This is a genomic window from Streptomyces sp. NPDC059668 (assembly GCF_042734135.1).
In the GTDB taxonomy this organism is placed as follows: domain Bacteria; phylum Actinomycetota; class Actinomycetes; order Streptomycetales; family Streptomycetaceae; genus Streptomyces.
The window spans coordinates 82,941-108,869 of record NZ_JBHWEL010000007.1; the positions used below are offsets into that span (position 1 = coordinate 82,941).

Consider the following 25,929-nt stretch of genomic DNA (forward strand, 5'->3'; position numbering starts at 1 on the left):
CCTGGAAACCGGCCCCGCCCTGCGCCCCGTGCAGGCGGCCCCGGTCCGTCAACCCCACATCCGCCACCGCACAGCACCGTTTCTTCCCCCGTGACCCACGTGACCCACGTGACCCCCGCGACTCGGCGAAAGAAGGCTGATCATGGCCCCATCGACGTCCAGCGCCATCACACTGAACATCAATGGCGAGAAGTACACGCTGCCCGTCGACCACCGCACCACCCTGCTCGACGCGCTGCGCGAGCATCTCGATCTGACGGGTACCAAGAAAGGCTGTGATCAGGGCCAGTGCGGCGCCTGCACGGTGCTGCTCGACGGGCGCCGTGCCGTCTCCTGCCTGCAACTCGCCGTGGCCGCGGAGGGCCGCGACATCACCACCATCGAAGGCGTGGCGGACGGCGAACGGCTGCATCCGGTGCAGCAGGCCTTCCTCGACCTCGACGGCTACCAGTGCGGCTACTGCACACCGGGCCAGATATGTTCGGCCCTCGGCGTGATCGAGGAGCACGCGGCGGGCTGGCCGAGTGCCGTGACCGCCGACGTACGCCCCGAGGCGGGCGTCCCACCGCTCACCGCGGAGGAGATCCGTGAGCGGATGAGCGGCAACCTGTGCCGCTGCGGTGCCTACGTGTCCATCGTGCAGGCCGTGGCCCGGGCGGCGGGGGACGGAGCGGTCCGCGCGGCGGAGTTCCGTACCCCGGAGTCCCGTACCCCGGCCTCCCGCGCCGCGGAATCCGCTGCCACGGGGACGGGAGCGGCCGAGGAACCCGATACGACCGGAGCGGATGCCAAGGGGGCCGCGGCATGAGGGAGTTCGGTTATGAACGCGTCTTCGACGTGGCCGGCGCGGTCGCCCTGCTGGGCGCCGACCCCGAGGCGCGGTGTCTCGGCGGCGGCACCAACCTCGTCGACCTGATGAAGAGCGGGGTGGAGCGGCCCGCGCGCCTCGTCGACGTGCGTGAACTTCCCCTGGACCGGGTCGAGTTCACCCAGGACGAAGGGCTGCGCATCGGCGCGACAGTCACCAACAGCGACCTCGCCGCCCATCCCGAAGTGCGGCGCCGCTACCCGGCGTTGGCGCAGGCCGTCCTGGCCGGCGCCTCGGGACAGCTGCGCAACATGGCCACGGTCGGCGGGAACCTGCTCCAGCGCACCCGCTGCGGCTACTTCACCGACCTGGCGAAACCCTGCAACAAGCGGGTCCCCGGCAGCGGTTGTCCCGCCATCGAGGGCGAGCACCACAACCACGCCGTCCTCGGCGCCTCCACGCACTGCGTCGCCACCCACCCCTCCGACATGGCGGTGGCCCTCACCGCCTTCGACGCCGTCGTCACGTACGAAACGCTGGACGGGCCCGGTGAGTTGCCGCTCGCGGAGTTCTATCTGCCGGTGGGTGACACTCCGCACCGGGAGACCGCACTGCCGTCCGGCGCGCTGATCACCGGCGTCACCCTGCCCGCCGCCCCGGTCGCCGCCCGCTCCCGCTACCGCAAGGTGCGCGAGCGCGCCTCGTACGCCTTCGCGATCGGCTCGATCGCCGCCGCGCTCGACGTCCACGACGGTGTCGTGCGCGAGGTGCGCCTCGCCTTCGGGGCGGTGGCGTCCCGGCCCTGGCGGGCCCGGGAGGCCGAGCGGGCGCTGCTGGGGGGACCGGCGGACGCCGACGCCTTCGCCGCCGCCGCGGACGCCGAACTGGCGGCGGCGCAACCGCTGCCGCACAACGGATACAAGGTGCCCCTGACGCACAATCTCGTCGTGGCGACGCTGACCGAGCTCACCGAGGAGGCCGCCCGATGACCACGACGACCACGACGACCACCGCGGTCCCGGCCGTCGGCACCGCGCACACCCGGGTGGAGGGTGTGGCCAAGGTGACCGGCGCGGCGCGCTACGCGGGTGAGATACCCCATCCCGAACTCGCCCACGGCTGGCTGGTGCTGTCCACCGTGGCCCGCGGCCGGGTCCGTGCCGTGCGGTCCGAGCCCGTCCTCGCGATGCCGGGTGTCCTCACCGTCCTGCACCACGAGAACGCGCCGCGCCTCAACGCCGGTTACACGAACGCCTTCGGCGTACCCGACCCGATAGTCCAGGTCTTCCAGGGGGACCGCGTACCGTACTCCGGCTGGCCGGTGGCCCTCGTCGTCGCCGAGACGCCGGAGCAGGCGAGGGAGGCCGCCGAGGCACTCGTCGTCGAGTACGACGCGGAGCCGCACGACGTCGTGTTCGCCGCCGGGCTCCCCGGTGCGTACACGTCCGAGAGCGCCCCCGCCGTGACGAAGGGCGACCTGGAGGCCGAACTCGCCGCGTCCGCCGTCGTGGTGGACGCCGAGTACAGCACCCCGGAGGAGCACCACAGCCCGATGGAGCCGCACGCGGCGGTCGCGCGCTGGGACGGTGGCCGGCTGGAGGTGATCGACTCCAACCAGGGCAGCAGGTTCGTGGCGGACGAACTCGCGAAGCTGTTCTCGCTCGACCCCGAGTCGGTCCGGGTGCGGTCCGAGCACGTGGGAGGCGGCTTCGGCTCCAAGGGGACGCGCCCCCACTCCGTCGCCGCCGCGATGGCCGCGACCGTGCTGCACCGCCCGGTCAGGGTCGTCATGACCAGGCGTCAGATGTTCTCCCTCGTCGGTCACCGCAGTCCCACGGCGCAGCGGGTCAGGCTCGGCGCCGACGCGGACGGGCGGCTGCGCGCGGTCGAGCACCGGGCCGAGAGCCTCACCTCGACCGTCCACGAGTTCGTCGAGCGCTGCGCCGAGTACGGGCGGGCGATGTACGGCTCCGACGCGCACCACTCCGTCAGCCGCGTCGTACGGCTCGACGTGCCGACGCCGAGCTGGATGCGGGCGCCGGGCGAGGCGCCGGGTTCCTTCGCGTTGGAGTCCGCGATCGACGAACTCGCCGAGAAGTGCGGCCTCGACCCGATCGAGCTGCGCCTGCGCAACGAGCCGGACGTGGGCCCCGTCTCCGGGCTGCCCTTCAGCAGCCGCAATCTGGTCGGCTGCTTCGAGGAGGGGGCCCGCAGGTTCGGCTGGGCGGGCCGTGACCCGCGTCCCGGAGTGCGCCGCGAAGGGCGCTGGCTGCTCGGCACCGGTACGGCAGCCGCCACCTTCCCGATGCTCTCCGCGCCGTCCACCGCGGCCGTGACGGCGGAGCCCGACGGCACCTTCACCGTACGGATCACCGCCTCGGACATCGGTACCGGAGCGCGGACCGCGCTCACCCTGGTCGCGGCGGACGCGCTGGAGACGGGGCCGGAGCGCATCCGGATGCGGATCGCGGACAGCGACTTCGGCCCGGCGATGATCGCCGGCGGCTCGATGGGCACCCGCTCCTGGGCCTGGGCGATCCGGGTCGCCGCGGCCGAACTGCGCGAGCGGCTGGTCCTGGGCGGCGCCGTCCCACCGGAGGGGATCACGGCACGCTCGGACACCTCCAGGGCGGTCGGCGCGCTGCCGCCGATGGAACGGCACACCTTCGGGGCGCAGTTCGCCGAGGTCGCCGTGGACGTGACCAGCGGTGAGGTGCGAGTGCGGCGGATGCTCGGCATCTTCGCAGCGGGCCGCATCGTCAACCCGCTGACCGCGCGCGGGCAGTTCGTCGGCGGCATGGTCTGGGGGCTGTCCATGGCGCTGCACGAGGAGGCGGTCCGGGACCGGGCCACGGGCGGCCACGTCGGCGCCGACCTGGCCGGCTACCACTTCGCCGCGCACGCCGACGTACCGCACGTCGAGGCGGACTGGGTGGACGACCCGGACCCGGACGACCCCGTCGGCATCAAGGGCATAGGCGAGATCGGGGTGGTCGGAGCCGCGGCGGCGATCGCCAACGCGGTCTGGCACGCGACCGGCGTACGTCACCGGCACCTGCCGCTCCGACCCGACCGGGTCCTGCGCGCGGGGATCCCGGCGGAAGGGGACACCGGTGCTTGACCTCGCCGGCGAGCTGCACCGCTGGGCCGACGAGGGCCGGGACTTCGCCGTCGCCACCGTCGTGAGCGTCGGCGGCAGCGCGCCGCGCGGTCCGGGCGCCGCCCTCGCCGTGGACGGCCACGGCACGGCCGTCGGCTCGGTCTCCGGGGGATGCGTCGAAGCGGCCGTGTACGAGCTGTGCGTCCAGGCGCTCCGGGACGGCCGGACCGTGCTCGAACGGTTCGGACACAGCGACGAGGACGCGTTCGCGGTGGGGCTGACCTGCGGTGGAGTGATCGATGTGCTGGTCACGCCGGTGCGCGCGGACGCGCCGGACCGCGAGGTGTTCGAGGCGGCGCTCGCGGCAGCGGCCCGCGGCGAGCCGGCCGCCGTCGCCCGGGTGGCCCGGGGACCCGCCGAACTGCTGGGCAGGGCACTGCTCGTCCGCCCCGACGAGACGTACGGGCCGTCGGTCGAGGGAGGTCTCAGCGGGTCCCGGGCGCTGGACGGCACCGCGGCGGGGGAGGCCCGTGGCATGCTCACGGCGGGGCGTACCGGCACGGTCGAGGTCTCCGAGGACGGCGCGCGGTGCCCCGGGGGCCTGACGCTGTTCGTGGAGTCGAGTGTGCCGCCGGCCCGTCTGATCGTCTTCGGCGCGGTCGACTTCGCCACGGCGCTGGTACGGGTCGGCAAGTTCCTCGGCTACCAGGTGACCGTGTGCGACGCCCGTCCCGTCTTCGCCACCCGGGTCCGCTTCCCCGAGGCGGACGACATCGTCGTCGACTGGCCGCACCGCTACCTCCGGCGGACCGGGACCGACGAGCGGACGGTCCTGTGCGTGCTCACCCACGACGCCAAGTTCGACGTACCGCTGCTGGAGGCGGCCCTGCGGATGCCGGCGGCGTTCGTCGGGGCCATGGGGTCGCGCCGCACCCACGAGGACCGTGCGCGGCGGCTGCGCGAGGCCGGCCTCACCGAGCGGGAACTGTCCCGGCTGAGGTCGCCGATCGGGCTCGACCTCGGGGCCCGTACGCCCGAGGAGACCGCGCTGTCCATCGCGGCGGAGATCGTCGCGGCGCGGGAGGGCGGCACGGGGGCTCCGCTGACGGGCTCGCGGACGCCGATCCACCGCGACGGTCCCCATGCCCCGGCCGGCGACGCGACCGGGACCCGGGAGGCGGCCTGACGGGTGGGTGGCCGCCTGACGGTGGCCGCCGGTGTCGTGCGCGTCCTGTCCCTCAGCCGGACCGGGCAGGCGTACGCGGCTGCGGAACCGGGCGCCGCCGCGGCGCGACCGTCCTGCGGGTCTCCTGGGGTGCGGCCCCGCCGAGGCGGCCCCGCGAAGCGTCGGGGTTCCGGCCGCGCGCGGGATCAGGACGTGCCGGTTGCGCGGGAGGAGGACGCCGCCGAGCGGGCGAGCCAGTCGTAGGCGGCCCGCGCCGTGAACTCGGCCTGGCCGCCGCGCAACAGCAGCTCCGCCGTGCCGAACGCCGGGTCGTCGGCCTGTGCGGTGACGTACGGGACGGCGAGGCAGCGCATCCCGGCCGCGTGCGCGGCCGCGGCGCCGGGGGCGGCGTCCTCCAGGACCACACAGTCCGCCGGCGCGGCCCCCAGGCGGGCAGCCGCCTCCAGGAACACGTCGGGTGCGGGCTTGCCGTGCGCCACCTCGTCGGCCGAGACGACGGTCGTCAGACGGTCCGCCAGACCGGTGCCCGTCAGGATCGCCTCGATGGCGGCGGCCGAGGAGCCCGAGGCCACGGCCATCGGGACGCCCTCGTCGGCGAGCAGCCCGACGAACCTCCGCATCTCCGGATAGACATGCGTGGAGGCACGGGCCAGCTCCAGATAGCGCCGGTTCTTGTCGGCGAGCAGGACCTCCAGCGGAGCGCGCAGACCGTAGCGCTCCTTCCAGAGGGCGAGCGTCTCCCGGGTGCTGATGCCGACGTACCGTTCGTGGTCGGCCCAGGTGAAGTCGGTGACGCCGTGCTCGGCGAGCGTCCGCCGCCCGGCCTCGAAGTAGTTCGGCTCGCTGTCCACGAGGGTTCCGTCGAGATCGAAGATGACCGAGGTGCGGCCGAGAGCGCTCATGGGTCCAGGATGCCAAGTCCGGCCGGGTCCCGGCCGGAGAGGGCCGAGGCGCTCCCCACGGCGCGAACACCGCAGCGGGCAACGGCAAGGGGGCAACCGGCAGCGGGGCAACGGGCAGCCGTTACCGGGCGGCGGTCACCCGTCACCCGTCACCGGGCAGTGCGGTACGCCGGTATCGTCAGCCGTTCGGCATCCGGCCGATCGACTCCACCAGCGGCAGCACCCGGTACGGAACACGTTCGCGCAGTGCCACCTCGGTGCGGGTGCGTACGACGCCGGGCATGCTGATGAGGGACTGGATCACGTCCTCCAGGTGGGCGTTGTCCCTGGCCACCACCCGGGTGAGCAGATCGCCGCCGCCCGTGATCGAGAACGCCTCGATGATCTCCGGTACGACGGCGAGCGCGTCGCCCACCTCGTCGAGATGGCCCTGGGTGACTTCGATGTGCACAAAGGCCAGCACGGGGTGGCCGAGCGCCGCGGGGGACAGCGAGGGGCCCACGCCGGTGATCACCCCGTCCCGTTCCAGCCGCTCCAGGCGGGCCTGGAGCGTGCCGCGGGCGACACCGAGCGTGCGGGCGTACTCCCGCACGCTGGTACGCGGCTGCTCCAGGAGCAGCCGCAGGATCCGGGTGTCGAGCTCGTCCACGGCCATGGTGCGCCGGCCTTTCCTGCCGCCTGAAGTGATCTTCACCGACTGTACCGACGGCCCGGCGCACGCCGGACCGGCACTGGCGGTCGCGCCGGACCGGCCCTGGCGGTGACCCTGACGGTGAGGACCCCGGGTCAGGTGTCGGGTCCCGCGGGGGACGACGGGGACTCGACCCGGTCCCAGCCGACGACCGGGCCGCCGTCCCGGGACAGCGGGGCGTCCTCCGGGCGGGCACGGTCGCCGTGACCGGCGCAGCCGTCCGGGAAGGCGTCGGGGGCCACCCGGATCCGCTCGGCGGGCAGGCCGCGTCCGAGCAGGGCGCCGGCGGCCGACCGGAGCGTCTCCACGGGGCCGCAGACGTAGGCGGTGGTGTTCCCGGGCTCGAACCGGGCCCCGTCCAGGAGAGCCGTGACCGCGCCGACGGGCCCCTCCCAGCCGGGGCCGGGGCGGTCGACGGTGATCGCGCAGTGCGGGGGGCCGTGCGCCGCCGACCAGGCGTGCGCCTGCTGGGCGTAGAGGATGTCGTCCGGGGTGCGGGCGCCGACCAGGACGTTCAGGTGTCCGTACAGCTGCGGTGCGGCGAGCGCGTCGAGGACCAGCGGGCGCAGTGCCGCCGGGCCGAGTCCGTCCGCGACGACCAGCAGGTCCTGCCCGGCGGCCCTGTCGAGTTCCCAGCCGGTGCCGAACGGGCCGCGCAGACCGACGCGGCCGCCCGGCCGAAGGGCGCACAGCGCGGCCGAGACCGCCTCCACCGACCGTATCGTCAGGGCGAGTTCGTGGCGGTCGATGCGGGACACCGGCACCGGGATCGTGCCCACCCCGAGGGCGTGCACCAGGGCGTAGCGGCCGGGCGTGAACGGCGCGAGCAGCCCGGTTCCCGTCGGCGCGAGGGTGAGGGTCACCGTGTCGGCGGTCTCGTCGCGCGCCTGGGTCACCTGATAGGGGAGGGGAACGTCGTCCATGGCCGGCCTCCGCTGCCGTAGGGACGTGCGAACCGGTACGAGGACCGTCCGGTCGCTCACCGGCGAGGGGCACCGGGTCGAGGGTGCTCCCTCCAGCGTGGACGCATGAGCGGGCGGGCACCACACCTCGCCCGGTCCCGGTCGTCGACGGGTCACGAACGGTTTCGCGAAACGCCTGGGAGTCGATGCCGTCCCCCCGTACCCACCGGCGTCCCGTCGCGCCTGTCCCGGGGCCGTCCCGCGCCTGTCCCGGGGCCGTTCGGCCCCCGCCGGGGACCTGCGGCCCCTGCATCGCGGTGCTTCGCGACCGCAGGCTGGAACGGGACGTCCGCCCGGCCGCTCGTACGGGCCACCGGGCGGTCCCTCGGGGGCGGCCCACCGACGAGCCAGCGACGAGCCACCGGGACCGGAGCATGCACGCAGACAGTGATCGTATGAACGTTCGATAAGTGTCAGGTCGTCGACATGCGGCCCGTTCCCGCGCCCCCGGGCAGGTCCGTGTCCGGCGGGTCACCCGTCCGGCTCCGCGAGGGGAAAGGGCCGGCCGGGACCGGTCACGGGGGACACGGGGGTGGGGCGAATGGAGGCCGTCCGGCGGGGTGATCTCGCGCGAGGAGGGAATCACCAAGATGGTGGAGGGAATCACCACCATGGTGGACGGGGCCGCGTTCGCGGTCTCCCACCCCGGGTTGCGGCACGGCGGGAAACTCGTGAGGGTGGCCGTGCCGGCGTACGGCACGATCCGGGCCCCGGTCCACGGCACGGTCCGCGACGCCACCCCGGTGACGGGCACCGGCCCGGACACGAGGCGGGGCCTCGCCGAGGTCTCTCGGCCGCGGGTCACGGGCCGGATCCGGGCCGTCCACGGGCCCCGTCCGCCCACGTCCGCCGACGAGCCCGCCGACCAGTCCACCGACGAGGTGCCGCGCCGCCGGGCCAAGGCCGGGATCGTCCGCGATCCCGGCACGGGAAGGTGAGGATCTTGGAGCTTCCCCTCGTCGTGGGCGTCGACGGCTCCGAACCGAGCCTGCGCGCCGTGGACTGGGCGGCGGACGAGGCGGCGCTGCGCGGTGCCCCGCTGCGCCTGGTGAACGCCTCACTGTGGGAACGCTACGAGGGAGTGTCCGCCGCCGGAGCGGACCGGCCCTCGGAGCAGGTGCTGGCCGAGAACGTCGTCGACGCGGCCATCCGGCGCGTCCGTGACCGGCGGCCCGGCGTGCGGGTGTCCGCCGAGGTCCTGCCCGACGACGCGGTGAGTGTCCTGCTGCACGAAGGACACCGTGCCTGCGCGCTGGTCATCGGCTCGCGCGGACGCAACGGCCTGATCGAGATGCTGCTCGGCTCGGTGAGCCTCGCGGTGGCCGCCCGTGCCGACTGCCCCGTGGTCGTGCTGCGCGGCGGCCACGAAAGCCCGGTCGCGGCCGGGGAGCACCGGCGGATCGTCCTCGGGGTCGGCGACGGCCCGCACAGTTCCGCCACCGCGCGCTTCGCCCTCCAGGAGGCGCAGGCCCGCGGAGCCGCCCTCGACGCGGTACGGGCCTGGCGCTGGCCCGGCCGGGAGCCGACGGACCAGCCGCCCGTCGAGGGGGAACCCGCCCGGCTGCACGAGCGGCAGGCGGTGGAGATCCTGGAGTCGGCGCTCGGCGGACCGGCGGCGGAGCATCCGTCGGTCGAACTCCGTCTGCGGGCCACCGAGGGGCCGGCCCGCGGCGTGCTGCTGGCCGCCTCGGCCGAGGCGGACCTGCTGGTCGTCGGTGCCGAGCGGCTCCATGGGCATGCGCACGTCGGGCTGCCGGTCGGCCGGGTCGCGCACGCCGTCCTGCACCGGTCCGACTGCCCGGTCGCCGTCGTCCCCGACCGGGCGGGAACGCCGTGACCGGCTCAGAGGCTCGCCGCGTGGTCGGGAACGTACGTCTGGAGATCGCGCGGCGGCCGCTCGTAACCGGTCGACGGCGGCCTGGGGGGCAGTTCGAGCACCGGCGGGGGCACCTCGCGGTAGGGCACCGAGCCGAGCAGATGGGCGATCATGTTCAGCCGGGCGCGACGCTTGTCGTCGCTCTCGACCACGAACCAGGGCGACTCCGAGATGTCGGTGTGCACCAGCATCTCGTCCTTGGCCCGGGAGTACGCCTCCCAGCGGGTGATCGACTCCAGGTCCATCGGAGAGAGCTTCCAGCGCCGCGTCGGATCCTTCAGCCGGCGCCGGAACCGGTCCTGCTGCACCGCGTCGCTCACCGAGAACCAGTACTTGCGCAGCACGATCCCCTCCTCCACGAGCATCCGCTCGAAGAGGGGGCATTGACGCAGGAAGAGTTGGTACTCCTCCTTGGTGCAGAAACCCATGACGTGCTCGACACCGGCCCGGTTGTACCAGCTCCGGTCGAACAGGACGATCTCCCCGGCGGCCGGCAGATGCTCGACGTACCGCTGGAAATACCACTGGGTGCGCTCGCGCTCGGTGGGTCTGGGCAGCGCCACGGTCCGTGCGACCCGCGGGTTGAGGTGCTCCGAGACCCTTTTGATCGTGCCGCCCTTGCCCGCCGCGTCACGTCCCTCGAAGACCACCACGAGCCGGGCGCCCTCGGCGCGCACCCACTCCTGGAGCTTCACCAGCTCCGTCTGGAGCCGCAGCAGTTCCCGCTCGTACACCGTCCCCGGAACCGTCGCCGTCCTTTTGCCGGCCATGCCTTCTCCTCTGCCCGCTGACCTGCCCCGATGACTTCGGAGTCACCATGCCCAAGGTCCAACCGTCCAAGGTCGAACAACAGGACGCCACCGTACTGAGCGACGAGGAACTGCGCACCCTGGACGCCCACTGGCGGGCCGCCAACTACCTTGCCGTGGGCCAGATCTACCTGCTGGCCAACCCGCTGCTGACCGAGCCCCTGAGCCCCGACCACATCAAGCCGCGGCTACTGGGCCACTGGGGCACCTCGCCCGGACTGAACCTCGTCCACACCCACCTCAACCGGGTGATCAGGGCCCGCGGCCTGGACGCGCTGTGCGTCTGGGGACCCGGTCACGGAGGGCCCGCCGTGCTCGCCAACTCCTGGCTGGAGGGCTCCTACAGCGAGACCTACCCGGACGTGTCGCGGGACGCGGCCGGCATGGAGCGGCTGTTCCGGCAGTTCTCCTTCCCCGGAGGCGTGCCCAGCCACGTCGCACCCGAGACACCTGGCTCGATCCACGAGGGCGGCGAGCTCGGCTACTCCCTCGCACACGCCTACGGCGCCGCCTTCGACAACCCGGACCTGCTGGTCGCCTGCGTCATCGGGGACGGCGAGGCGGAGACCGGCCCGCTGGCCGCGTCCTGGCACTCCAACAAGTTCCTCGACCCGGTCCACGACGGGGCCGTCCTGCCCATCCTGCACCTCAACGGCTACAAGATCGCCAACCCGACCGTGCTGGCCCGCATCCCCGAGCCCGAACTCGACGAGCTGCTGCGCGGCTACGGCCACGACCCCATCCACGTCACCAGTGACGACCCGCACCAGGTGCACCGGGCCATGGCCGACGCCTTCGACCGGGCCCTGGACCGCATCGCGCTGATGCAGCGCACCGCCCGCGAGGACGGCGTGACCGAGCGCGTGCACTGGCCCATGATCGTGCTCCGCACGCCCAAGGGGTGGACCGGACCCGCGGAGGTCGACGGCCTGCCCGTCGCGGGAACGTGGCGCGCTCACCAGGTCCCGCTCGCCGAGGTGCGGGAAAACCCGGAACACCTGCGCCAGTTGGAGTGCTGGCTGCGCTCCTACCGCCCCGAGGAGCTCTTCGACGCCGAGGGCCGCCCCGTCGCCGAGGTCCTCACCTGTGTCCCGGAGGGAGCGCGCCGGCTGGGCGCCACCCCCCACGCCAACGGCGGTCTGCTCGTCCGCGACCTGCCGGTCCCCTCCCTGGACCGCTTCGCCGTCCCCGTCGACAAGCCCGGCGCGACCGTGCACGAGCCCACCCGGGTCCTCGGCGGCCTCCTCGAACAGGTCATGAAGGACAGCGCGCACCGCCGCGACTTCCGGCTGGTGGGCCCCGACGAGACGGCCTCCAACCGGCTGGAGGCCGTCTACGGCGCCAGCGGCAAGGCCTGGCAGGCCCAGACCCTCCAGGTGGACGAACACCTGGACCGGCACGGCCGGGTCATGGAGATCCTCTCCGAACACCTCTGCCAGGGCTGGCTGGAGGGCTATCTCCTCACCGGCAGGCACGGACTCTTCTCCTGCTACGAGGCCTTCGTCCACGTCGTCGACTCGATGGTCAACCAGCACATCAAGTGGCTCAGGACGTCACGGGAGTTGACGTGGCGGGCGCCGATCGCATCCCTGAACTACCTGCTCACCTCGCACGTCTGGCGCCAGGACCACAACGGCTTCTCCCACCAGGACCCCGGCTTCGTCGACCACGTCCTCAGCAAGAGTCCGGAGGTCGTACGGGTCTACCTGCCGCCGGACGCCAACACCCTGCTGTCGGTGGCCGATCACGTGCTGCGCAGCCGCGACTACGTCAATGTCGTGGTCGCGGGCAAGCAGCCGTGTTTCGACTGGCTCTCCATGGACCAGGCCCGCGCCCACTGCGCCCGCGGCGCCGGGATCTGGGAGTGGGCCGGCTCGGCCGGCGCCGACCGCGAACCCGACGTCGTCCTCGCCTGCGCGGGCGACGTGCCCACCCAGGAGATCCTGGCCGCCGCCGACCTCGTCCGGCGCCATCTGCCCGAACTGGCCGTACGCGTCGTCAACGTCGTCGACATGACCCGGCTGATGCCGCGCGAGGACCACCCGCACGGGATGAGCGACCGTGAGTACGACGGACTGTTCACCACCGACAAGCCGGTGATCTTCGCCTACCACGGGTACCCCTGGCTCATCCACCGCCTCGCCTACCGGCGCACCGGCCACCCCCACCTGCACGTGCGCGGCTACAAGGAGATGGGCACCACGACGACCCCCTTCGACATGGTCGTCCGCAACGACCTGGACCGCTACCGACTCGTCATGGACGTCATCGACCGGGTTCCCGGCCTCGGTGTGCGCGCCGCCGCCGTGCGCCAGCGGATGGCCGACGTCCGCACCCGCCACCACGCCTGGATCCGCGAACACGGCACCGACCTGCCCGAGGTCGCCGACTGGACCTGGACCGGCTGACGGCCGGCCCGAGGGGCGCCGCCGTACCCCGTGCGCCGCGCGGTACGGCGGCCGCCGCCCCCGACACCGGCGGGTCGCTCCCGCGCGAGCCCCGTCCTCGGGGGCAACGGCCCTTCGACGTGGGGGGGGGGGGGCGGGGGGGGCCACCGCCCGCGCCGGAAGCCCCCGACGCCGGGGGGGCACACCCGCGGCCGACGTACGGCACGACGGCCGGCGGCACACCCCGGCGGGGCGAGGGACCCCTCCGAGGTCCTGGTGATGAGACCGGGGCTCCCGGCCAGTACCGTGAAGACACGAGAGCTGGTCCGAGCTGCCTTGTCTGCCCTGTCGGTCGGAGGAAGCGATGAACGCGGACGGGAGCCAGGGGTCCGGGCAGCACCTGCCCCGGCTGCGGCTCGATGAGCTGCTGGGCGAACTGCAGGTGCGTATCGACGCGGTGCGCGGCACCAGGGACCGCCTGCACAGCCTGCTGGAGGCCGTTCTCTCGGTCGGGCGGGAGCTGGATCTGCCGCAGGTGCTGCGCAGCATCGTGGAGGCCGCGGTGGTGCTCGTGGACGCCGAGTACGGGGCGCTCGGCGTGATCGGCGGGGACCGGAAGCTGTCCGAGTTCCTGACCGTCGGGATCGACGAGGACCGGCGCGCGCGGATCGGGGCGCTGCCCAGCGGTCACGGGCTCCTCGGTGAGCTGATCCGCCACCCGGTGCCGCTGCGACTGCCGGAGCTCTCGCGGCACCCGGAGTCGTACGGATTCCCGGCCCACCACCCGCCGATGCACTCGTTCCTCGGAGTGCCGATCAGGGTGCGCGACGAGGTGTTCGGGAACCTCTACCTCACCGAGAAACGCAGCGGCACGCAGTTCGACGCCGAGGACGAGTCGGTCCTGTCGACACTCGCGGTCGCGGCCGGGGTCGCCATCGAGAACGCGCGGCTGTACGAGGAGACGCGCCTGCGCGAGCGGTGGCAGCGGGCCAGCGGCAAGGTCACCAGCGTCCTGCTGACCGGCGCGCCCGGCGAGGAGGTGCTGGAACTGATCATCGACGAGGCACGGAAGATCGTCTGCGCGGACATGGGGATGATCGCGGAGCTGGTGCCGGGCGAGGAGGCGCTGCGCCCGGCACTGGCGGTCGGCCTCGGCGCGCGCGAGCGGGGCGGCCTGGTGCTGTCCTCCCGGGATGGCCTCGTGGGAGCCGCGCTGGCCACGGCCGAGCCGGTGGTCAGTACCGACATCGCGCACGACGCCCGGTCCGGTGCGGGCGAGGCCCCGTGGGCCGGGCTCGGGCCCGTGGTGGCGGTGCCGCTGGGGACCAGCGGGAAGGCGCGCGGAGTGCTGCTGCTGGGGCGGGAGCCGGGCGGGGTGCCGTTCGGTGACGCCGACACCGGTCCGCTGCTCGGGTTCGCCGACCAGGCGGCCCTGGCCCTGGAACTGGCCGAACGCCGCCGGGACGCGGAACAGATCGCGCTGCTCCAGGACCGTGACCGCATCGCCCGCGACCTTCACGACCTGGCCATCCAGCGGCTCTTCGCGGCGGGGATGACCCTCCAGAGCGCACAGCGCTTCATGGAACATCCCGAGGGGAGGGAACGCGTGACGCGGACCGTCGACGACCTCGACGACACCATCAAGATCATTCGATCGACGATCTTCGGTCTGCGCGCGCACGGCGCGGGTACCGGGGAGGACGGCGGGCTGCGCGGCCGGGTCTCGCAGGCGGTGACGGCGTCGGCCGGCTCGTTCGGTTTCCCGCCCGCGCTGCGGATCGAGGGGCTCGTGGAGACCGACGTCCCCGGGGAGATCGCCGATCACGCCGTCGCGGTGCTCGGGGAGGCGCTGAGCAACGCGGCCCGGCACGCCGGGGCCCGGGCCGTGGACGTGCGGCTCCGGTGCGACGGGGGCGAGTTGACGCTGACGGTGACCGACGACGGCCGCGGGGTGCCCCGCGGGGCCGTGCGCAGCGGGCTGCGGAACCTGGAGGAGCGGGCCGTCGCCCTGGGCGGATCCCTGACCCTCGGTGAGGGGCCGGAAGACGGCGGTACGCGGCTGGTGTGGCGGGTGCCGGTGGCACGGGCCGACTCGTCGACGGGGGAGGGGCCGGGGGGAGTCTGACGGGGTGGGCCGGCAGTGCCGGCGGTGCTGCGGTGCAGGCGTGCCGGCGGTGGTGCGGTGCCGGCGGTGGTGCCGGGTGGGCGAGGCCGACCCGTGGGGAGTTCCCCGTGCCTCCGACGGGACGCGGGACGCCGGGTCACGGGGGTACGGGGTCACGGGGGTACGGCGTCAGCGTGCCGAGCGGCCCGGGGCGTCCGGATTCTCCAGGTGGCTGGCCAGGACCGCCGCCTGGACGCGCCGCTGGACACCGAGTTTCGCGAGCAGCCGCGAGATGTGGTTCTTCACCGTCTTCTCCGACAGGTACAGCTTCTTGCCGATCTCCCGGTTGGTGAGCCCGTCCCCGATGAGCGCGAGGATGTCCCGCTCACGGGGCGAGAGGCCGGCGAGCTCGGGAGCGACGGCCGGCTCCCCGGCCGGATCGGCGCGCAGCGACCGCATCAGCCGGGCGGTCGTGGTGGGATCCAGCATCGACTGGCCGGAGGCGACCGTGCGTACCGCCGAGACCAGGTCGGAGCCCTTGATCTGCTTGAGCACGTAACCCGCGGCCCCGGCCATGATCGCGTCGAGCAGCGCCTCCTCGTCGTCGAAGGACGTCAGCATCAGACAGGCCAGCCCGGGCATCCGGCTGCGCAGCTCGCGGCAGACACCGATCCCGTCGCCGTCCGGCAGGCGTACGTCGAGCACCGCCACGTCCGGACGCAGCGCCGGGCCGCGCGCCAGCGCGTGTTCGACGCTGCCCGCGTCGCCGACCACCGAGATGTCCGGCTCGGCGTCCAGGAGATCGGTCAGGCCACGGCGTACGACCTCGTGGTCGTCCAGCAGAAAGACCCGGATCGGGTTCTGTTCCGTGAAGGCACGCGGCTCGGCCATGACGACCCCCTGCTCCTCGTTCCCGTTTCCCGGGGGCACTGCGGATCGCTCCCGGGTGGACCTCCACGATCATCGCCCGGCGGACCCGGGTGCACCAGGGCCGACCGGCTCACCTCACGCGTCGCGGCCGACGAGGGGCGGCGGCGTCAGCCGATCGGGCCGCTGCCGTAGGGCGCGTACAGGTCCAGCAGCCGTGTCCTGGCGGACCGCAGTCGCCGCGCGACGGTGTCCCCCACCCACTCGGCCACCGCCATTCCCAGCACCGGGTCGTCCTGGCACATGGCCCGTACCTGCTCGGCGTCGAACTCGAACGCGCGCACAGGGCTGGTCGTCTCGGCGCCGAGATGCCAGATGTGGGGCTGGAAGAGCCAGGACCAGCCGATGAGTTCGTTGTGCCCGAGGGTCTCGATGACGGCCGCGCGACGGCCCGGTACGCGCAGGTCGAGCGTGACCGTGCCGGTCCGGATGATCCAGAACCGGTCGGCGCGCCGGCCTTCCTCGAACAGACGGGTTCCCTGCGGGAACGACACCTCACGCGCGAGACGCATCAGGTGCTCGCGGTGTTCGGCGGGCAGTGCCCGCAGCCTGGTGTAGGTGGGGGAAGCGTTCATGTCCGTGTCTCTCCCTGGTCTCTTCCTGCCGCGCGGTCGAGCCGTCTCCAGGCTCTCGCCGTCCCGCGGCCGATGCCAGGGGCCATCCGGCCCCGGGGGCCGGGCCGGGTGGCATCGGCCGGGACGGCCGGCGCGGCCCGCTCCTCGGGGGCCCCGGACCGCGGGTGGCCGTCCTGCCCCGTCCGGTCCGGCGAAGGGGCCCGACCGGCCCAAGCGGATTCGCGTCCGCCACGGCCACGCTGGACGGACGAGGCCGGTCCGTACGACCGGTCCGCACAGCCGGTCCGTACGGCCTCTCCGCACGACCGGTCCGCACGGTCGCTCCGCACGGGCCGGTCCGCACGGCAGCTCCGCACCACCGTGCCGTTCGACCGCTCCGCACGACCGTGCCGTACGACCGCTTCCGCAGGGTCGCGACGATCGGAGCCCCGGGACAGGAGACGGGACAGGAGGCGACCCGGGCCCTCCGGCCGGACGACGACCTGGGCCTCCCGACAGGAAGAAGTGAAGGCCATGTCCCAACAGATCCCGCCGAACACGGTGTCCCCGGCAGTGGACGGCGCGCAGGACGGCGCGCAGGACAGCGCGCGGGGCGACATCGGGCGCCGTATCGCCCGACGACGTGAGGAACTGGGCCTGACCAGGGAGGAGACCGCCGCGCGGGCCGGCACGGCTCCCGGCTACATCAAGTACATCGAGGAGCAGCCCACCGCCACACCCGGCGTCGGTGTGCTCATCCGGCTCGCCGACGTCCTGGAGACGAGCGTGGCGGCCCTGCGCGGCGGTGGCGCCGACCGGCCGCCCGGCGTCGGCCGGGCCGCCCGCCACCCCCGACCGCTGGTGCTCGACCCCGAGGAGTGCCGGGCGCGGCTGTCGACGCACGGTGTCGGGAGGCTGGCAGTGGACACGCCCAGCGGCCCGTACATCGGCCCGCTGAACTACAGCGTCGTGGACGGAGCGGTGGTCTGCAGGACGGCGCCCGGGTCGACGACCGCCGCTGCCGACGGGGCCCGGGTCGCCTTCGAGGTCGACCACATCGACGAGGCGCTCAGCCAGGGCTGGAGCGTGCTCGTACGCGGCCGGGCCCGTACCGTGACGGACCCCGCGGCCGTCCGGCGCCTGGAGGAGCTCGCGTACAGCGCTCCCTGGGTGGGCGGCGAGGGTCTGGTGTGGCTGTCCATCGACACCGCGGACATCACCGGACGCCGGATCGAAGTCGACCGGTGATGAATCCCGACGACGGCTTCCGCGAACTGGACCGGCAGGAGTGTCTCGTCCTGCTGGTCAGGGCTCCCGTCGGCCGTATCGTGCACACACGGCACGCCCTGCCCGCGGTGCTGCCGCTCACCTTCTGCCTGGACGCCGACTCCGCCGTACTGCTGCGGACCGCGGCGGACTCGGATCTGGCCCGTTCGGTCGACGGCGTGATCGTGGCCTTCGAGGCGGACGAGGTCGACGCCCGTGCGCACTCCGGCTGGAGCGTCGTCGTCACCGGCCGCGCGACGGTGGTGACCGACCCCGCCGAGCACGGCCGGCTGTCCCGCACCGGCCCCCGCCCCTGGGTCGCCTCGCCCCGGGACGTCTTCATCCGCATCGAACCCGAACTGGTGACCGGTCGTGAACTGGTCGGAGGGCGCACGGCGTACGGAGCCGGCCTCTCCCTCTGAGCACTGCCTACCCGCCCCCGGAAGACCCTGACCCCGAGAAGGACCGACCCATGCGCATCGCCGTGGCGCTCGGTGGAAACGCCCTGCTGCACCGGGGCGAACGCCCCGACGCGGCCGTTCAGGAAGCCAACGTCGACCGGGTCACCACCGCCCTCGCCGCCCTCGCGCACGAGCACGAGATCGTCATCACGCACGGCAACGGGCCACAGCTCGGCCTGCTCGCCGGCGAGAGCGCGGCCGACCCCGCCCTGAGCGCCCCCTATCCGGTGGACCTCCTCGGTGCCCAGACCCAGGGCATGATCGGTTCCCTGCTGGCCCGCAGCCTGCACGACGCCCTGCCCGGCCGCCGGATCGTCGCACTGGTCACCCACACCCTCGTACGGGCGGACGACCCGGCCTTCGACCACCCCACGAAGCCCGTCGGCCAGGTCTATCCACGGGACGTGGCGGAGTCCCTCGCGGCCGGGCGCGGCTGGCACTTCGCCGCGGCCGGCACGGGCCGGCGGCGCGTCGTGCCCTCCCCGGAGCCCGAGCGGGTCTGGGAGACCGACACCGTTCACGAGCTGCTGAGCGGCGGCACTCTCGTCATCTGCGCCGGCGGCGGAGGCGTCCCCGTCACCGCCGACCACGACACCGGCGCGCTGACCGGCGTGGAGGCCGTCGTCGACAAGGACCTGACGGCGGCGCTGCTGGCCGAGGACCTCGCGGCCGACTTCCTGCTCATCCTCACCGACGTGCCCTGCGTCTACGCCGGCTACCGCACCCCCGGACAGCGGCCCCTCCCCGGCGCCACGCCCGCCGAGCTGCGCCGGGGCGGCTTCACCGAGGGCTCGATGGGACCCAAGGCCGAGGCCGCCGCGCGTTTCGTCGAGCGCACCGGCGGACCCGCCGCGATCGGCGCCCTGGACGCGGCGTACGAGATCGTCCACGGCAGGTCGGGCACGCTCGTGCGGCCGGACCTGCCCGTCGGGTGACCCCTCGTCCACCGGGTGGTCCGTTGGTCCATCGGTGGCACAGCGCCTGCCGACCTGAGTGGGCCAATGGTCCACCGGATTCGACCCGTGTTGAGCCAAGTGGGCCGTGGATGGTGTGATGTCCCCATCGACGGCGCTGCGGAATTCCGCGGCGCCTTTTTCATGCCGGTTCGGCCGGGCGGTGGTGAGAGGGCGGGGCAGTGCTCAAGAGGGTGTTCATGGCGCCGGATCCGGGGCGGCTGAGGCTGCGCAACGCCTCCCGGGCCGTCCTCGGCATCGGTCTGGCGCTGGCCCTGTGCGGCCTCGCGGGCCGGGGGCTCGTGGGGGCCGTGGCCGGCGGCCTCGCCGCGCTGCTCGCCCTCTTCACGGTGACCGACGCGACCGTGCGGGGGCAGGCCGTCACCACGGCCCTGCTCCCCGCCGTGGGCTTCCCCGTCCTCGCCCTCGCGGCCGGGCTGCACGACCACCCGGTCGCGCGGGACCTGGCGTTCCTGGCGGTCGTCGGCGCCGGCGTGTACGCGCGGCGCTGGGGACCACGGGGTCACTCCCTGGGCGTGTTCGCGTTCATGACCTTCTTCATGACGCAGTTCCTGCACGCCGTTCCCCCGCAGTTGCCCGGCCTGTACGGCGCGGTGCTGCTCTCCCTGCTGGCGTCCTCCGTGGTGCGCTTCGGCCTGTGGTGCTTCGAGAAGCGGCTGCCGCCCGGTGCGGCGCCCCCCGCACCGCACGGGAGGGGCTGGGCCAGACCGACCACCCGCCAGGCGTTCCAGGCGACCGTCGGCGCCTCCTTCGCGCTGGTGGTGGGCCAGTGGCTGTCCGAGGACCGCTGGTACTGGGCCGTGGGCGCCACCTGGTGGATCTTCGTGAACACCGCCTCGCGCGGCGAGACGCTGGTACGCGGCTTCCGACGGGTCCTCGGTACGGTCCTGGGCATGGCCCTGGGCCTCGGCGTCGCGGTGCCCCTGCACGGCGCGCCGGTCCCCAGTGCCGTTCTCGTGGCGGTGTGCGTCTTCGGGATCTTCTACGCGGCCGCCGTCTCGTACACCTGGATGATGCTCGCGGTGACGCTGATGGCCGAGTTGCTCTACGGCCTGCTCGGTGTGCTGGACCCGGGGCTGATCCTGCTGCGGCTCGCGGAGACCGGTGTCGGCGCGCTCGGCGCGGCACTCGCCGTCGCGCTGGTCCTGCCCCTCACCACCCACACGGTCACCGACCGCTGGGTCGAGCGGGCCCTGCACGCCGTGCACGGCTGCACCGCGGCGGCGGCGGCGCGGCTCGCGGGCGACGAGACCGCGGACCCCGCACCCCGTGCGGGGGAGCTCGAAGCACTCTTGGGGCGCGTACGGATGGCTCTCGCGCCCCTGGTCCATCCCCTCAACCCGATGCGGACGCGCAAGGAACGGGCCCGTCAGGTACTGGCGCTGCTCGACGACTGCGCCCGTGAGGCGCACGGTCTCGTGGCCGTCGCCGCGGACCCGGACGCCTCCCACGACGCCCGTCTGACGGCCGCCTGCCGACGCGTGGAGGCAGCGGTGGAATCGCTGGTCGGAGCGGTGCCGGAGGGTGCCCTGACGGCGGGCCCGGGGGTGCCGGGCCGGCACCCGGGCGCCGAGCAGGCGCTCGCCCATCTGCACGGCCTGGAACGTGCGCTGGTCGCGCTGGCGACACCGCTGCGCGGCTCCCGGCTCATGGGCGCCTGACCTCGCATGTGCGTCCGGCATGAGCCGGGGGCCGATGCGGTCCGCGGGTGAGGCGGATGTACGGGCCACACGGATGGTGGATCACCGGGCGGGCGGGGTAGCCCGGCGGCTATCAGACGCACGGGAGCCGTGGACCGTACGGGAGCGGCCCGCGGACGGAGCCGCTGGGGGTGGCACCATGCGGGACATGTCGCGCGGAACCGGACACGGTGAGCGCTTCGCGGACGAGGGGAGCAGGCCGTGGGCGGGCGGGCCGGGTGGATGGCTGGACCGGCTCCTGGTCCGGCGCAGGCGGGACGACGACGAGCCCGACGAGAAGCCCGACGAGAAGGCCGAGAAGGCCGAGAGGGCTGAGAAGGCCGAGAAGGCCGAGCAGAGGTCCGACGGCCGGTCCGGCGACCATCGGGACGGGCTTCCCGACGGCCGCCAGGACCGGCATGGGGACGGTCGGGGGGACCAGCCCCGGGGCGGCCGCCACGACCAGTACGGGGACGCCCGTGGAGGCCGCGAAGGGGACGCCCGCCGGGACCAGCACGTGGACGCCCGCCGGGGCCAGCCCTCGGGCGGCTGCCCGAACCAGTTCTCCGGCAGCCGCCGGGACCGGCTCCTGGACGGCCCCGGGGACCAGCTTCCGGGCGGTCACCGGACGGAGCGTGCGGAGCCCCGTGCGCCGCGCGCGCGGGCCGGCACGGAGTCCCGTACCCACCCGGACCAGGCTGTCCCGTCGCCCGCCGCGGACCCGGTGCCCATCCCGGACCCGGTCGCGGTGCCGGTCGCGGTCTCCGTCCCGGTGTCGGTGCCGGACCTCCAGGGCCGCTCGTCCGCCGGAGGCCGGACGGACGAGGCACGCTCCTGCCCGGTGCAGGCACCCCGCCCGGACCGAACCGTGCCGTGGACCGGCACCGGGACACCAGGCGCGACGGGACGGACCCACCGGGGTCCGCGCCGGACGGCGTACGAACTGCTCCGCGCCGCCGCCGAGTTCCTCACCCTCCATCACACGGAGCAGCGTCTCGGCGACCCGTCCCGGCGCATCGCCGCCGCCCGGGCGGAGATCGCGGAGACGGGCACGTACCGCCACACCACCGAGGAACTCGTCTTCGGTGCCCGCGTCGCCTGGCGTAACGCCAACCGGTGCATCGGGCGCCTCTACTGGCACTCGCTGCGGGTCCGTGACCGCAGGGAGGCGCGGACGGCGCAGGACGTCGCCGCCGCCTCGGCGGACCACCTGCGGGAGGCCACCCGCGACGGCCGCATCCGAGCGCTCATCACGGTCTTCGCGCCGGACGAGCCGGGCCGTCCCGGCCCGCGGATCTGGAACGAACAGCTCATCCGGTACGCCGGTCACCCGCGCCCCGACGGGGGCGTGACCGGCGACCCGCGCAACGCCGGCCTCACCGCGCTCGCCCGGCGGCTGGGCTGGCCAGGCGGCCCGGGCACCCCCTTCGACGTCCTGCCCCTGGTGGTCCAGGGCGCCGGTGAGGAGAAGCCCGGCTGGTTCGCGCTGCCGGACGACGCGGTGCTCGAAGTGCGGCTGGAACACCCCGAGCACCCCTGGTGGCGCTCACTCGGACTGCGCTGGCACGCCGTGCCCGCGCTGGCCAACATGTGTCTGGAGATCGGCGGCATCTGCTACCCGGCGGCCCCCTTCAACGGCTGGTACATGGGCACCGAGATAGGCGCCCGCAACCTCGCCGACACCGACCGCTACGACCTCCTGCCGTTCCTCGCCGAACGCCTCGGCCTCGACACCCGCACCGACCGCTCCCTGTGGAAGGACCGGACGCTCGTCGAACTCAACCGCTCGGTCCTGTACTCGTTCGACCGCGCGGGCGTCACCGTCACCGACCACCACACCGAGTCCCGGCACTTCCTCACCCACCTCGGCCGTGAGGAGCGCAAGGGCCGCCGCGTCGGCGCCGACTGGTCGTGGATCGTGCCGCCCATCTCCGGCAGCGCCACACCCGTCTTCCACCGCACCTACGAAACGCTGGAGCAGCGACCCGCGTACGTGCACCACCCCGAGGCGCACGACCGGGCGGCCGGCGGAGGTGGGGAGGTCCTGGTCTAGACCGCAGGCCGCCGACTGCTACCGTCGGCCCCGAGCAACGCGGGGACCGAGAGGGGTCGGCAGTGGCAGACGGCGGCAGGCGGGAACACCGGGCGTTCATCGGCTCGTTCACGGCGGCGGGGGGTCCAGGAGTCCTCACCGCCGCCGTGGACCGCGACAGCGGTGCGCTGACCCTCCTCAGCACGGTGGACGGGGTGCCCGACCCCTCGTACCTCGCGCTGTCGCCCGTGCACGACATGCTCTACGCGGTCAGCGAGACGGCCGAGGGCGCGGTGGCCGCGTACCGCGTCGGCGGCGACAAGCCGGAGCCGGCCGGACCCCTGGTGCCGGTCGGCGGCAGCGGCCCCACGCACCTCAGCGTCTTCGCCGGGCACGTCCTCACCGCCAACTACGGCTCCGGCAGCGTCACCGCCGTGCCCGTCCGCGCCGACGGCACACTGGCCGGCGCCGCCACGAGCGTGCTCCAGCACACCGGTTCCGGACCGCACACCCCGCGCCAGAAGGACCCGCACGCCCATCAGGTGCAGTCCGACCCGAGCGGGCGCTGGGCGGTGAGCGTCGACCTCGGGACGGACTCCGTGCGGGTGTGCACACTGGAGGGCGGCCGGCTCGCGCTGCACCGCGAGGTCGCGCTGCGCCCCGGCTCCGGCCCCCGCCACCTCGCCTTCCATCCCGGGGGCGAACACGCGTATGTGCTCAATGAGCTCGCGCCGACCGTCACCGTGTGCCGCTGGAACGCCCAGGAGGGCTCGCTGCGGCCCGTCGGCGAGACGCCGGTGCTCCCGGGTGTCCCGGACGGCGACGCGTACCCCTCGGGCATCGTGGTGTCGCCCGACGGCCGCTTCGTGTGGACCGCCACGCGGGGCCAGGACGTCGTCTCCGTCCTGACGCCCGACGCGGTGGGCGAGGGGCTGCGGCTGGTCGCCACGGTGCCCTGTGGCGGCGTCTGGCCGCGCGCGCTGGCCGCCGACGCCTCCGGACGGTTCCTCTACGTCGCCAACGAGCGCTCGGGGGACGTGACCTGGTTCGCCGTCGACCCGGACACGGGAGTGCCGCGCCGGGGCGGCTCGGTCCCGGTACCGGCGGCTTCCTGCGTGGTCTTCGGCTGAGCGGGCCACCGGCCGCCCGGCCGCCCACGGGGACCCGCCCGCCAGGATGCGAGGAGGCGGGCGGCTGCCCGTGGGACGACGGGAGAAGGGCCCGTTCCTGGGATCAGGAGCGGGCCCTTCGCGGTGCGTACGACGGTACGGGTCCGGTCAGCGGACCGGCGCGCCCTGCGGCTGCTGGGGGGCGATGCCCAGTGCCGCCGTGTACTTGGCCAGCGCGAGCTTGCCGATCGCCGGGTACGGGCCGAGCGCCTCGGCGGCGGAGCAGCCCGCCTCCTTGGCGGCCTCTTCCAGCAGGCCGGGGTCGATCTCCGGGCCGATCAGGTACGGCGCGAGCGCGAGCTGCTGGGAGCCGGAGCCGCGCAGCTGCTCGGCGGTGGCCGCGATCGCGCCCTCCTCGTCGAGCGCCGCAGCCATCACGGGCACGGCGAGGCGCGCGGCGAGCAGCATGCCGGTGATACCGGCGGCCTGCACGGCCTCCTCGCCGCCCACGGAGGCGAGGACGATGCCGTCGGCGGCGGTGGCCACGGTGAACAGCCGGGCGCGGTCGGCGCGCGCCAGACCCGCCTCGGACAGGCGCACGTGCAGCGCCTCGGCGAGCAGCGGGTGGGGACCGAGGGCATCGGTCAGGTCGGCCGCGACGCGGCTGTCCATGACGGCCTGGCGGATCCGGCGCAGCAGCGCGTTGTCCGGACCGGCGAGCAGCGGCACCACGACGGCGACGGGCCCGTCGGGCTCGGACACGTCGGCGCCGGCGGCACGCGCCTGCTCGAAGCGGGCGGTGCGCTCCTCCGCGGCGCGCGCGAGCACGGACTGCAGCGTGGGGAACTCGGCGTCGTCCCCGTCGAGGTACCCGATGCGGGCGTCGAGGCCGGGCAGCTCGGAGCGCGCGATGCTCACGACCTCCTCGGCGAGGCTGCGCGTGGCCGCGCTGGAGGTGCCCGGCACCGCGAGGACGAGCGCGGGCGCGCCCTCGGGAGCCGCCAGGGGCTCCGGACGGCGGTGCCGCCCGGGCTGGCGGGGTCGCGGCATTCGTACTGGCAGGCCGGACGCGGGCCCAGTGGGGGAGCTCATGGCGCCGCATGTTACTGGTTTCCTGGGCTCCCCTGTTCGGGGAGGGTGCAGGTGAGCGGTATCCGTCCGCTTTTGTCGGATGAGTTACGTGTGGATGGTAAATGATCAGTAATGCCATACCTGCCGATGCTGTGTCCCGTGACGGGCGGGGCGCGTGTCAACTGCGCCGCTGCGGCGGGCTTCCCTGTGTATGCAGGGCACCTGCATGTGCCAGTAGAGTGACGCACCGTGGCACCACGACCTTTGTATGAACTCGTCGAAGCCGGCTGGGCGAAGGCCCTCGAACCCGTGGCCGGAGGCATCACGGCGATGGGGGACTTCCTCCGGGCCGAGATAGCGGCGGGCCGGACGTATCTGCCGTCCGGGGCGAATGTCCTACGGGCCTTCCAGCAGCCCTTCGACGACGTGCGGGTCCTGATCGTGGGTCAGGACCCCTATCCCACACCGGGGATGGCGATCGGGCTGAGTTTCGCGGTCTCGCCCGAGGTGCGTTCGCTGCCGGGCAGTCTGGAGAACATCTTCCGCGAGATGCACTCGGACCTCGGGCTGCCGAGACCGTCGAACGGCGATCTGACGCCGTGGACGCGGCAGGGCGTGCTGCTCCTCAACAGGGCGCTGACGACGGCCCCGCGCAAGCCCGCCGCGCACCGGGGCAAGGGCTGGGAGGAGGTCACGGAGCAGGCCATCCGGGCACTGGCCGCGCGCGGCAAACCACTGGTGTCGATCCTGTGGGGCCGTGACGCGCGCAATCTCCGCCCGCTGCTCGGGGATCTTCCGGCGATCGAGTCCGCGCACCCCTCTCCGATGTCGGCCGACCGGGGCTTCTTCGGTTCGCGGCCGTTCAGCCGGGCCAACGATCTGCTGCTGCGGCAGGGCGCCCAGCCGGTGGACTGGCAACTGCCGTAGGCCGCGGCCCCGTTGCGGGGGGGGGGGGGGCCCCCCCCGCGCGGGTCTCCGCCAGGTGCGAATGAAAACAAAAAACCCCCCCCACCCCCCGGGTATAATGTATC

At 73.9% G+C, this 25,929-nt stretch carries 22 protein-coding genes; 15 read left to right on the forward strand and 7 right to left on the reverse strand.

Annotation, left to right across the window (positions count from 1 at the left end; translation table 11 throughout):
- Positions 1-142 precede the first annotated feature (142 nt).
- The 4 genes from ACFV2J_RS08240 to ACFV2J_RS08255 are packed head-to-tail and all read left to right on the forward strand — an operon-like array spanning position 143 to position 5,094.
- Entirely contained in the window at positions 143-808 is a 666-nt protein-coding gene (locus tag ACFV2J_RS08240; protein WP_385086724.1) for a (2Fe-2S)-binding protein, read from the forward strand.
- The gene (locus ACFV2J_RS08245; protein WP_385437757.1) at positions 805-1,797 is read left to right on the forward strand and encodes an FAD binding domain-containing protein; all 993 of its coding nucleotides are present in this window, start codon (positions 805-807) and stop codon (positions 1,795-1,797) included. Before ACFV2J_RS08240 ends, ACFV2J_RS08245 begins: the two co-directional genes overlap by 4 nt.
- Complete coding sequence (locus tag ACFV2J_RS08250; RefSeq protein WP_385086727.1) at positions 1,794-3,929, forward strand: xanthine dehydrogenase family protein molybdopterin-binding subunit; 2,136 nt, start codon at positions 1,794-1,796, stop codon at positions 3,927-3,929. Before ACFV2J_RS08245 ends, ACFV2J_RS08250 begins: the two co-directional genes overlap by 4 nt.
- Positions 3,922-5,094, forward strand: coding sequence for an XdhC family protein (locus ACFV2J_RS08255; protein WP_385086730.1), 1,173 nt, complete (start codon positions 3,922-3,924; stop codon positions 5,092-5,094). Before ACFV2J_RS08250 ends, ACFV2J_RS08255 begins: the two co-directional genes overlap by 8 nt.
- A 185-nt stretch (positions 5,095-5,279) precedes the next feature.
- Here the strand turns inward: ACFV2J_RS08255 and ACFV2J_RS08260 are convergent, their stop codons facing one another.
- The 3 genes from ACFV2J_RS08260 to ACFV2J_RS08270 form a co-directional block, all read right to left on the reverse strand.
- A complete protein-coding gene (locus ACFV2J_RS08260) occupies positions 5,280-5,996 on the reverse strand; it encodes an HAD family hydrolase (protein ID WP_385437759.1) in 717 nt (238 codons plus the stop codon).
- A 178-nt stretch (positions 5,997-6,174) separates the two neighbouring features.
- A complete protein-coding gene (locus ACFV2J_RS08265; RefSeq protein ID WP_385437827.1) occupies positions 6,175-6,651 on the reverse strand; it encodes an Lrp/AsnC family transcriptional regulator in 477 nt (158 codons plus the stop codon).
- Positions 6,652-6,782: 131 nt separating this feature from the next.
- Positions 6,783-7,610, reverse strand: a complete 828-nt coding sequence (locus ACFV2J_RS08270) for an oxidoreductase (protein ID WP_385086739.1) — start codon at positions 7,608-7,610, stop codon at positions 6,783-6,785.
- Positions 7,611-8,209: 599 nt separating this feature from the next.
- Here ACFV2J_RS08270 and ACFV2J_RS08275 point away from each other — a divergent pair.
- Both ACFV2J_RS08275 and ACFV2J_RS08280 read left to right on the forward strand, forming a co-directional pair.
- Complete coding sequence (locus ACFV2J_RS08275; RefSeq protein WP_385086742.1) at positions 8,210-8,587, forward strand: hypothetical protein; 378 nt, start codon at positions 8,210-8,212, stop codon at positions 8,585-8,587.
- A 5-nt stretch (positions 8,588-8,592) separates the two neighbouring features.
- Positions 8,593-9,486 carry a universal stress protein gene (locus tag ACFV2J_RS08280; protein ID WP_385437762.1) on the forward strand — a complete coding sequence of 298 codons (894 nt, stop codon included), beginning with the start codon at positions 8,593-8,595 and terminating at the stop codon, positions 9,484-9,486.
- 5 nt (positions 9,487-9,491) lie between these two features.
- Here ACFV2J_RS08280 and ppk2 read toward each other — a convergent pair whose 3' ends face one another.
- Entirely contained in the window at positions 9,492-10,295 is an 804-nt protein-coding gene (ppk2, locus tag ACFV2J_RS08285; protein ID WP_385086748.1) for a polyphosphate kinase 2, read from the reverse strand.
- A gap of 47 nt (positions 10,296-10,342) precedes the next feature.
- Here ppk2 and ACFV2J_RS08290 point away from each other — a divergent pair, with 47 nt between their 5' ends.
- Together ACFV2J_RS08290 and ACFV2J_RS08295 are read left to right on the forward strand one after the other, a co-directional pair.
- A complete protein-coding gene (locus tag ACFV2J_RS08290; protein ID WP_385437764.1) occupies positions 10,343-12,742 on the forward strand; it encodes a phosphoketolase in 2,400 nt (799 codons plus the stop codon).
- 343 nt (positions 12,743-13,085) lie between these two features.
- Entirely contained in the window at positions 13,086-14,846 is a 1,761-nt protein-coding gene (locus ACFV2J_RS08295; protein ID WP_385437766.1) for a GAF domain-containing protein, read from the forward strand.
- Positions 14,847-15,014: 168 nt separating this feature from the next.
- On the opposite strand, the gene ACFV2J_RS08300 is transcribed toward ACFV2J_RS08295, so the two are convergent.
- Positions 15,015-15,716 (reverse strand): response regulator, encoded by a 702-nt coding sequence (locus ACFV2J_RS08300; protein WP_385094451.1) that lies wholly within the window; start codon positions 15,714-15,716, stop codon positions 15,015-15,017.
- 146 nt (positions 15,717-15,862) lie between these two features.
- Complete coding sequence (locus ACFV2J_RS08305; RefSeq protein WP_385094454.1) at positions 15,863-16,327, reverse strand: cyclic nucleotide-binding domain-containing protein; 465 nt, start codon at positions 16,325-16,327, stop codon at positions 15,863-15,865.
- 513 nt (positions 16,328-16,840) lie between these two features.
- Here ACFV2J_RS08305 and ACFV2J_RS08310 point away from each other — a divergent pair.
- The 6 genes from ACFV2J_RS08310 to ACFV2J_RS08335 all read left to right on the forward strand — a co-directional run bounded on the left by ACFV2J_RS08310 (position 16,841) and on the right by ACFV2J_RS08335 (position 23,848).
- The gene (locus tag ACFV2J_RS08310) at positions 16,841-17,554 is read left to right on the forward strand and encodes a helix-turn-helix domain-containing protein (protein WP_385094457.1); all 714 of its coding nucleotides are present in this window, start codon (positions 16,841-16,843) and stop codon (positions 17,552-17,554) included.
- Positions 17,554-17,994 carry a pyridoxamine 5'-phosphate oxidase family protein gene (locus tag ACFV2J_RS08315; RefSeq protein WP_385094460.1) on the forward strand — a complete coding sequence of 147 codons (441 nt, stop codon included), beginning with the start codon at positions 17,554-17,556 and terminating at the stop codon, positions 17,992-17,994. The genes ACFV2J_RS08310 and ACFV2J_RS08315 overlap by 1 nt, the downstream gene beginning before the upstream one ends.
- 50 nt (positions 17,995-18,044) lie before the next feature.
- Entirely contained in the window at positions 18,045-18,968 is a 924-nt protein-coding gene (locus ACFV2J_RS08320; protein WP_385094463.1) for a carbamate kinase, read from the forward strand.
- A gap of 200 nt (positions 18,969-19,168) precedes the next feature.
- Entirely contained in the window at positions 19,169-20,668 is a 1,500-nt protein-coding gene (locus tag ACFV2J_RS08325) for an FUSC family protein (RefSeq protein WP_385094465.1), read from the forward strand.
- A gap of 961 nt (positions 20,669-21,629) precedes the next feature.
- A complete protein-coding gene (locus ACFV2J_RS08330) occupies positions 21,630-22,739 on the forward strand; it encodes a nitric oxide synthase oxygenase (protein ID WP_385097717.1) in 1,110 nt (369 codons plus the stop codon).
- Positions 22,740-22,801: 62 nt separating this feature from the next.
- Positions 22,802-23,848 (forward strand): lactonase family protein, encoded by a 1,047-nt coding sequence (locus tag ACFV2J_RS08335; protein ID WP_385097715.1) that lies wholly within the window; start codon positions 22,802-22,804, stop codon positions 23,846-23,848.
- A gap of 147 nt (positions 23,849-23,995) precedes the next feature.
- Here ACFV2J_RS08335 and ACFV2J_RS08340 read toward each other — a convergent pair whose 3' ends face one another.
- Positions 23,996-24,919, reverse strand: coding sequence for a sirohydrochlorin chelatase (locus tag ACFV2J_RS08340; protein ID WP_385085383.1), 924 nt, complete (start codon positions 24,917-24,919; stop codon positions 23,996-23,998).
- A gap of 228 nt (positions 24,920-25,147) precedes the next feature.
- Between ACFV2J_RS08340 and ACFV2J_RS08345 the strand changes: the two genes are divergently transcribed.
- Entirely contained in the window at positions 25,148-25,825 is a 678-nt protein-coding gene (locus ACFV2J_RS08345) for a uracil-DNA glycosylase (protein ID WP_385085381.1), read from the forward strand.
- The last annotated feature ends 104 nt before the right edge of the window (positions 25,826-25,929 follow it).

Coding starts and splice junctions, on each gene's coding strand:
- ACFV2J_RS08290 (WP_385437764.1), top strand. CDS start 10,343: ATGCCCAAGGTCCAACCGTCCAAGGTCGAACAACAGGACGCCACCGTA.
- ppk2 (WP_385086748.1), bottom strand. CDS start 10,295: ATGGCCGGCAAAAGGACGGCGACGGTTCCGGGGACGGTGTACGAGCGG.
- ACFV2J_RS08340 (WP_385085383.1), bottom strand. CDS start 24,919: ATGAGCTCCCCCACTGGGCCCGCGTCCGGCCTGCCAGTACGAATGCCG.
- ACFV2J_RS08240 (WP_385086724.1), top strand. CDS start 143: ATGGCCCCATCGACGTCCAGCGCCATCACACTGAACATCAATGGCGAG.
- ACFV2J_RS08245 (WP_385437757.1), top strand. CDS start 805: ATGAGGGAGTTCGGTTATGAACGCGTCTTCGACGTGGCCGGCGCGGTC.
- ACFV2J_RS08315 (WP_385094460.1), top strand. CDS start 17,554: ATGAATCCCGACGACGGCTTCCGCGAACTGGACCGGCAGGAGTGTCTC.
- ACFV2J_RS08250 (WP_385086727.1), top strand. CDS start 1,794: ATGACCACGACGACCACGACGACCACCGCGGTCCCGGCCGTCGGCACC.
- ACFV2J_RS08310 (WP_385094457.1), top strand. CDS start 16,841: ATGTCCCAACAGATCCCGCCGAACACGGTGTCCCCGGCAGTGGACGGC.
- ACFV2J_RS08295 (WP_385437766.1), top strand. CDS start 13,086: ATGAACGCGGACGGGAGCCAGGGGTCCGGGCAGCACCTGCCCCGGCTG.
- ACFV2J_RS08270 (WP_385086739.1), bottom strand. CDS start 7,610: ATGGACGACGTTCCCCTCCCCTATCAGGTGACCCAGGCGCGCGACGAG.
- ACFV2J_RS08260 (WP_385437759.1), bottom strand. CDS start 5,996: ATGAGCGCTCTCGGCCGCACCTCGGTCATCTTCGATCTCGACGGAACC.
- ACFV2J_RS08265 (WP_385437827.1), bottom strand. CDS start 6,651: ATGGCCGTGGACGAGCTCGACACCCGGATCCTGCGGCTGCTCCTGGAG.
- ACFV2J_RS08320 (WP_385094463.1), top strand. CDS start 18,045: ATGCGCATCGCCGTGGCGCTCGGTGGAAACGCCCTGCTGCACCGGGGC.
- ACFV2J_RS08305 (WP_385094454.1), bottom strand. CDS start 16,327: ATGAACGCTTCCCCCACCTACACCAGGCTGCGGGCACTGCCCGCCGAA.
- ACFV2J_RS08300 (WP_385094451.1), bottom strand. CDS start 15,716: ATGGCCGAGCCGCGTGCCTTCACGGAACAGAACCCGATCCGGGTCTTT.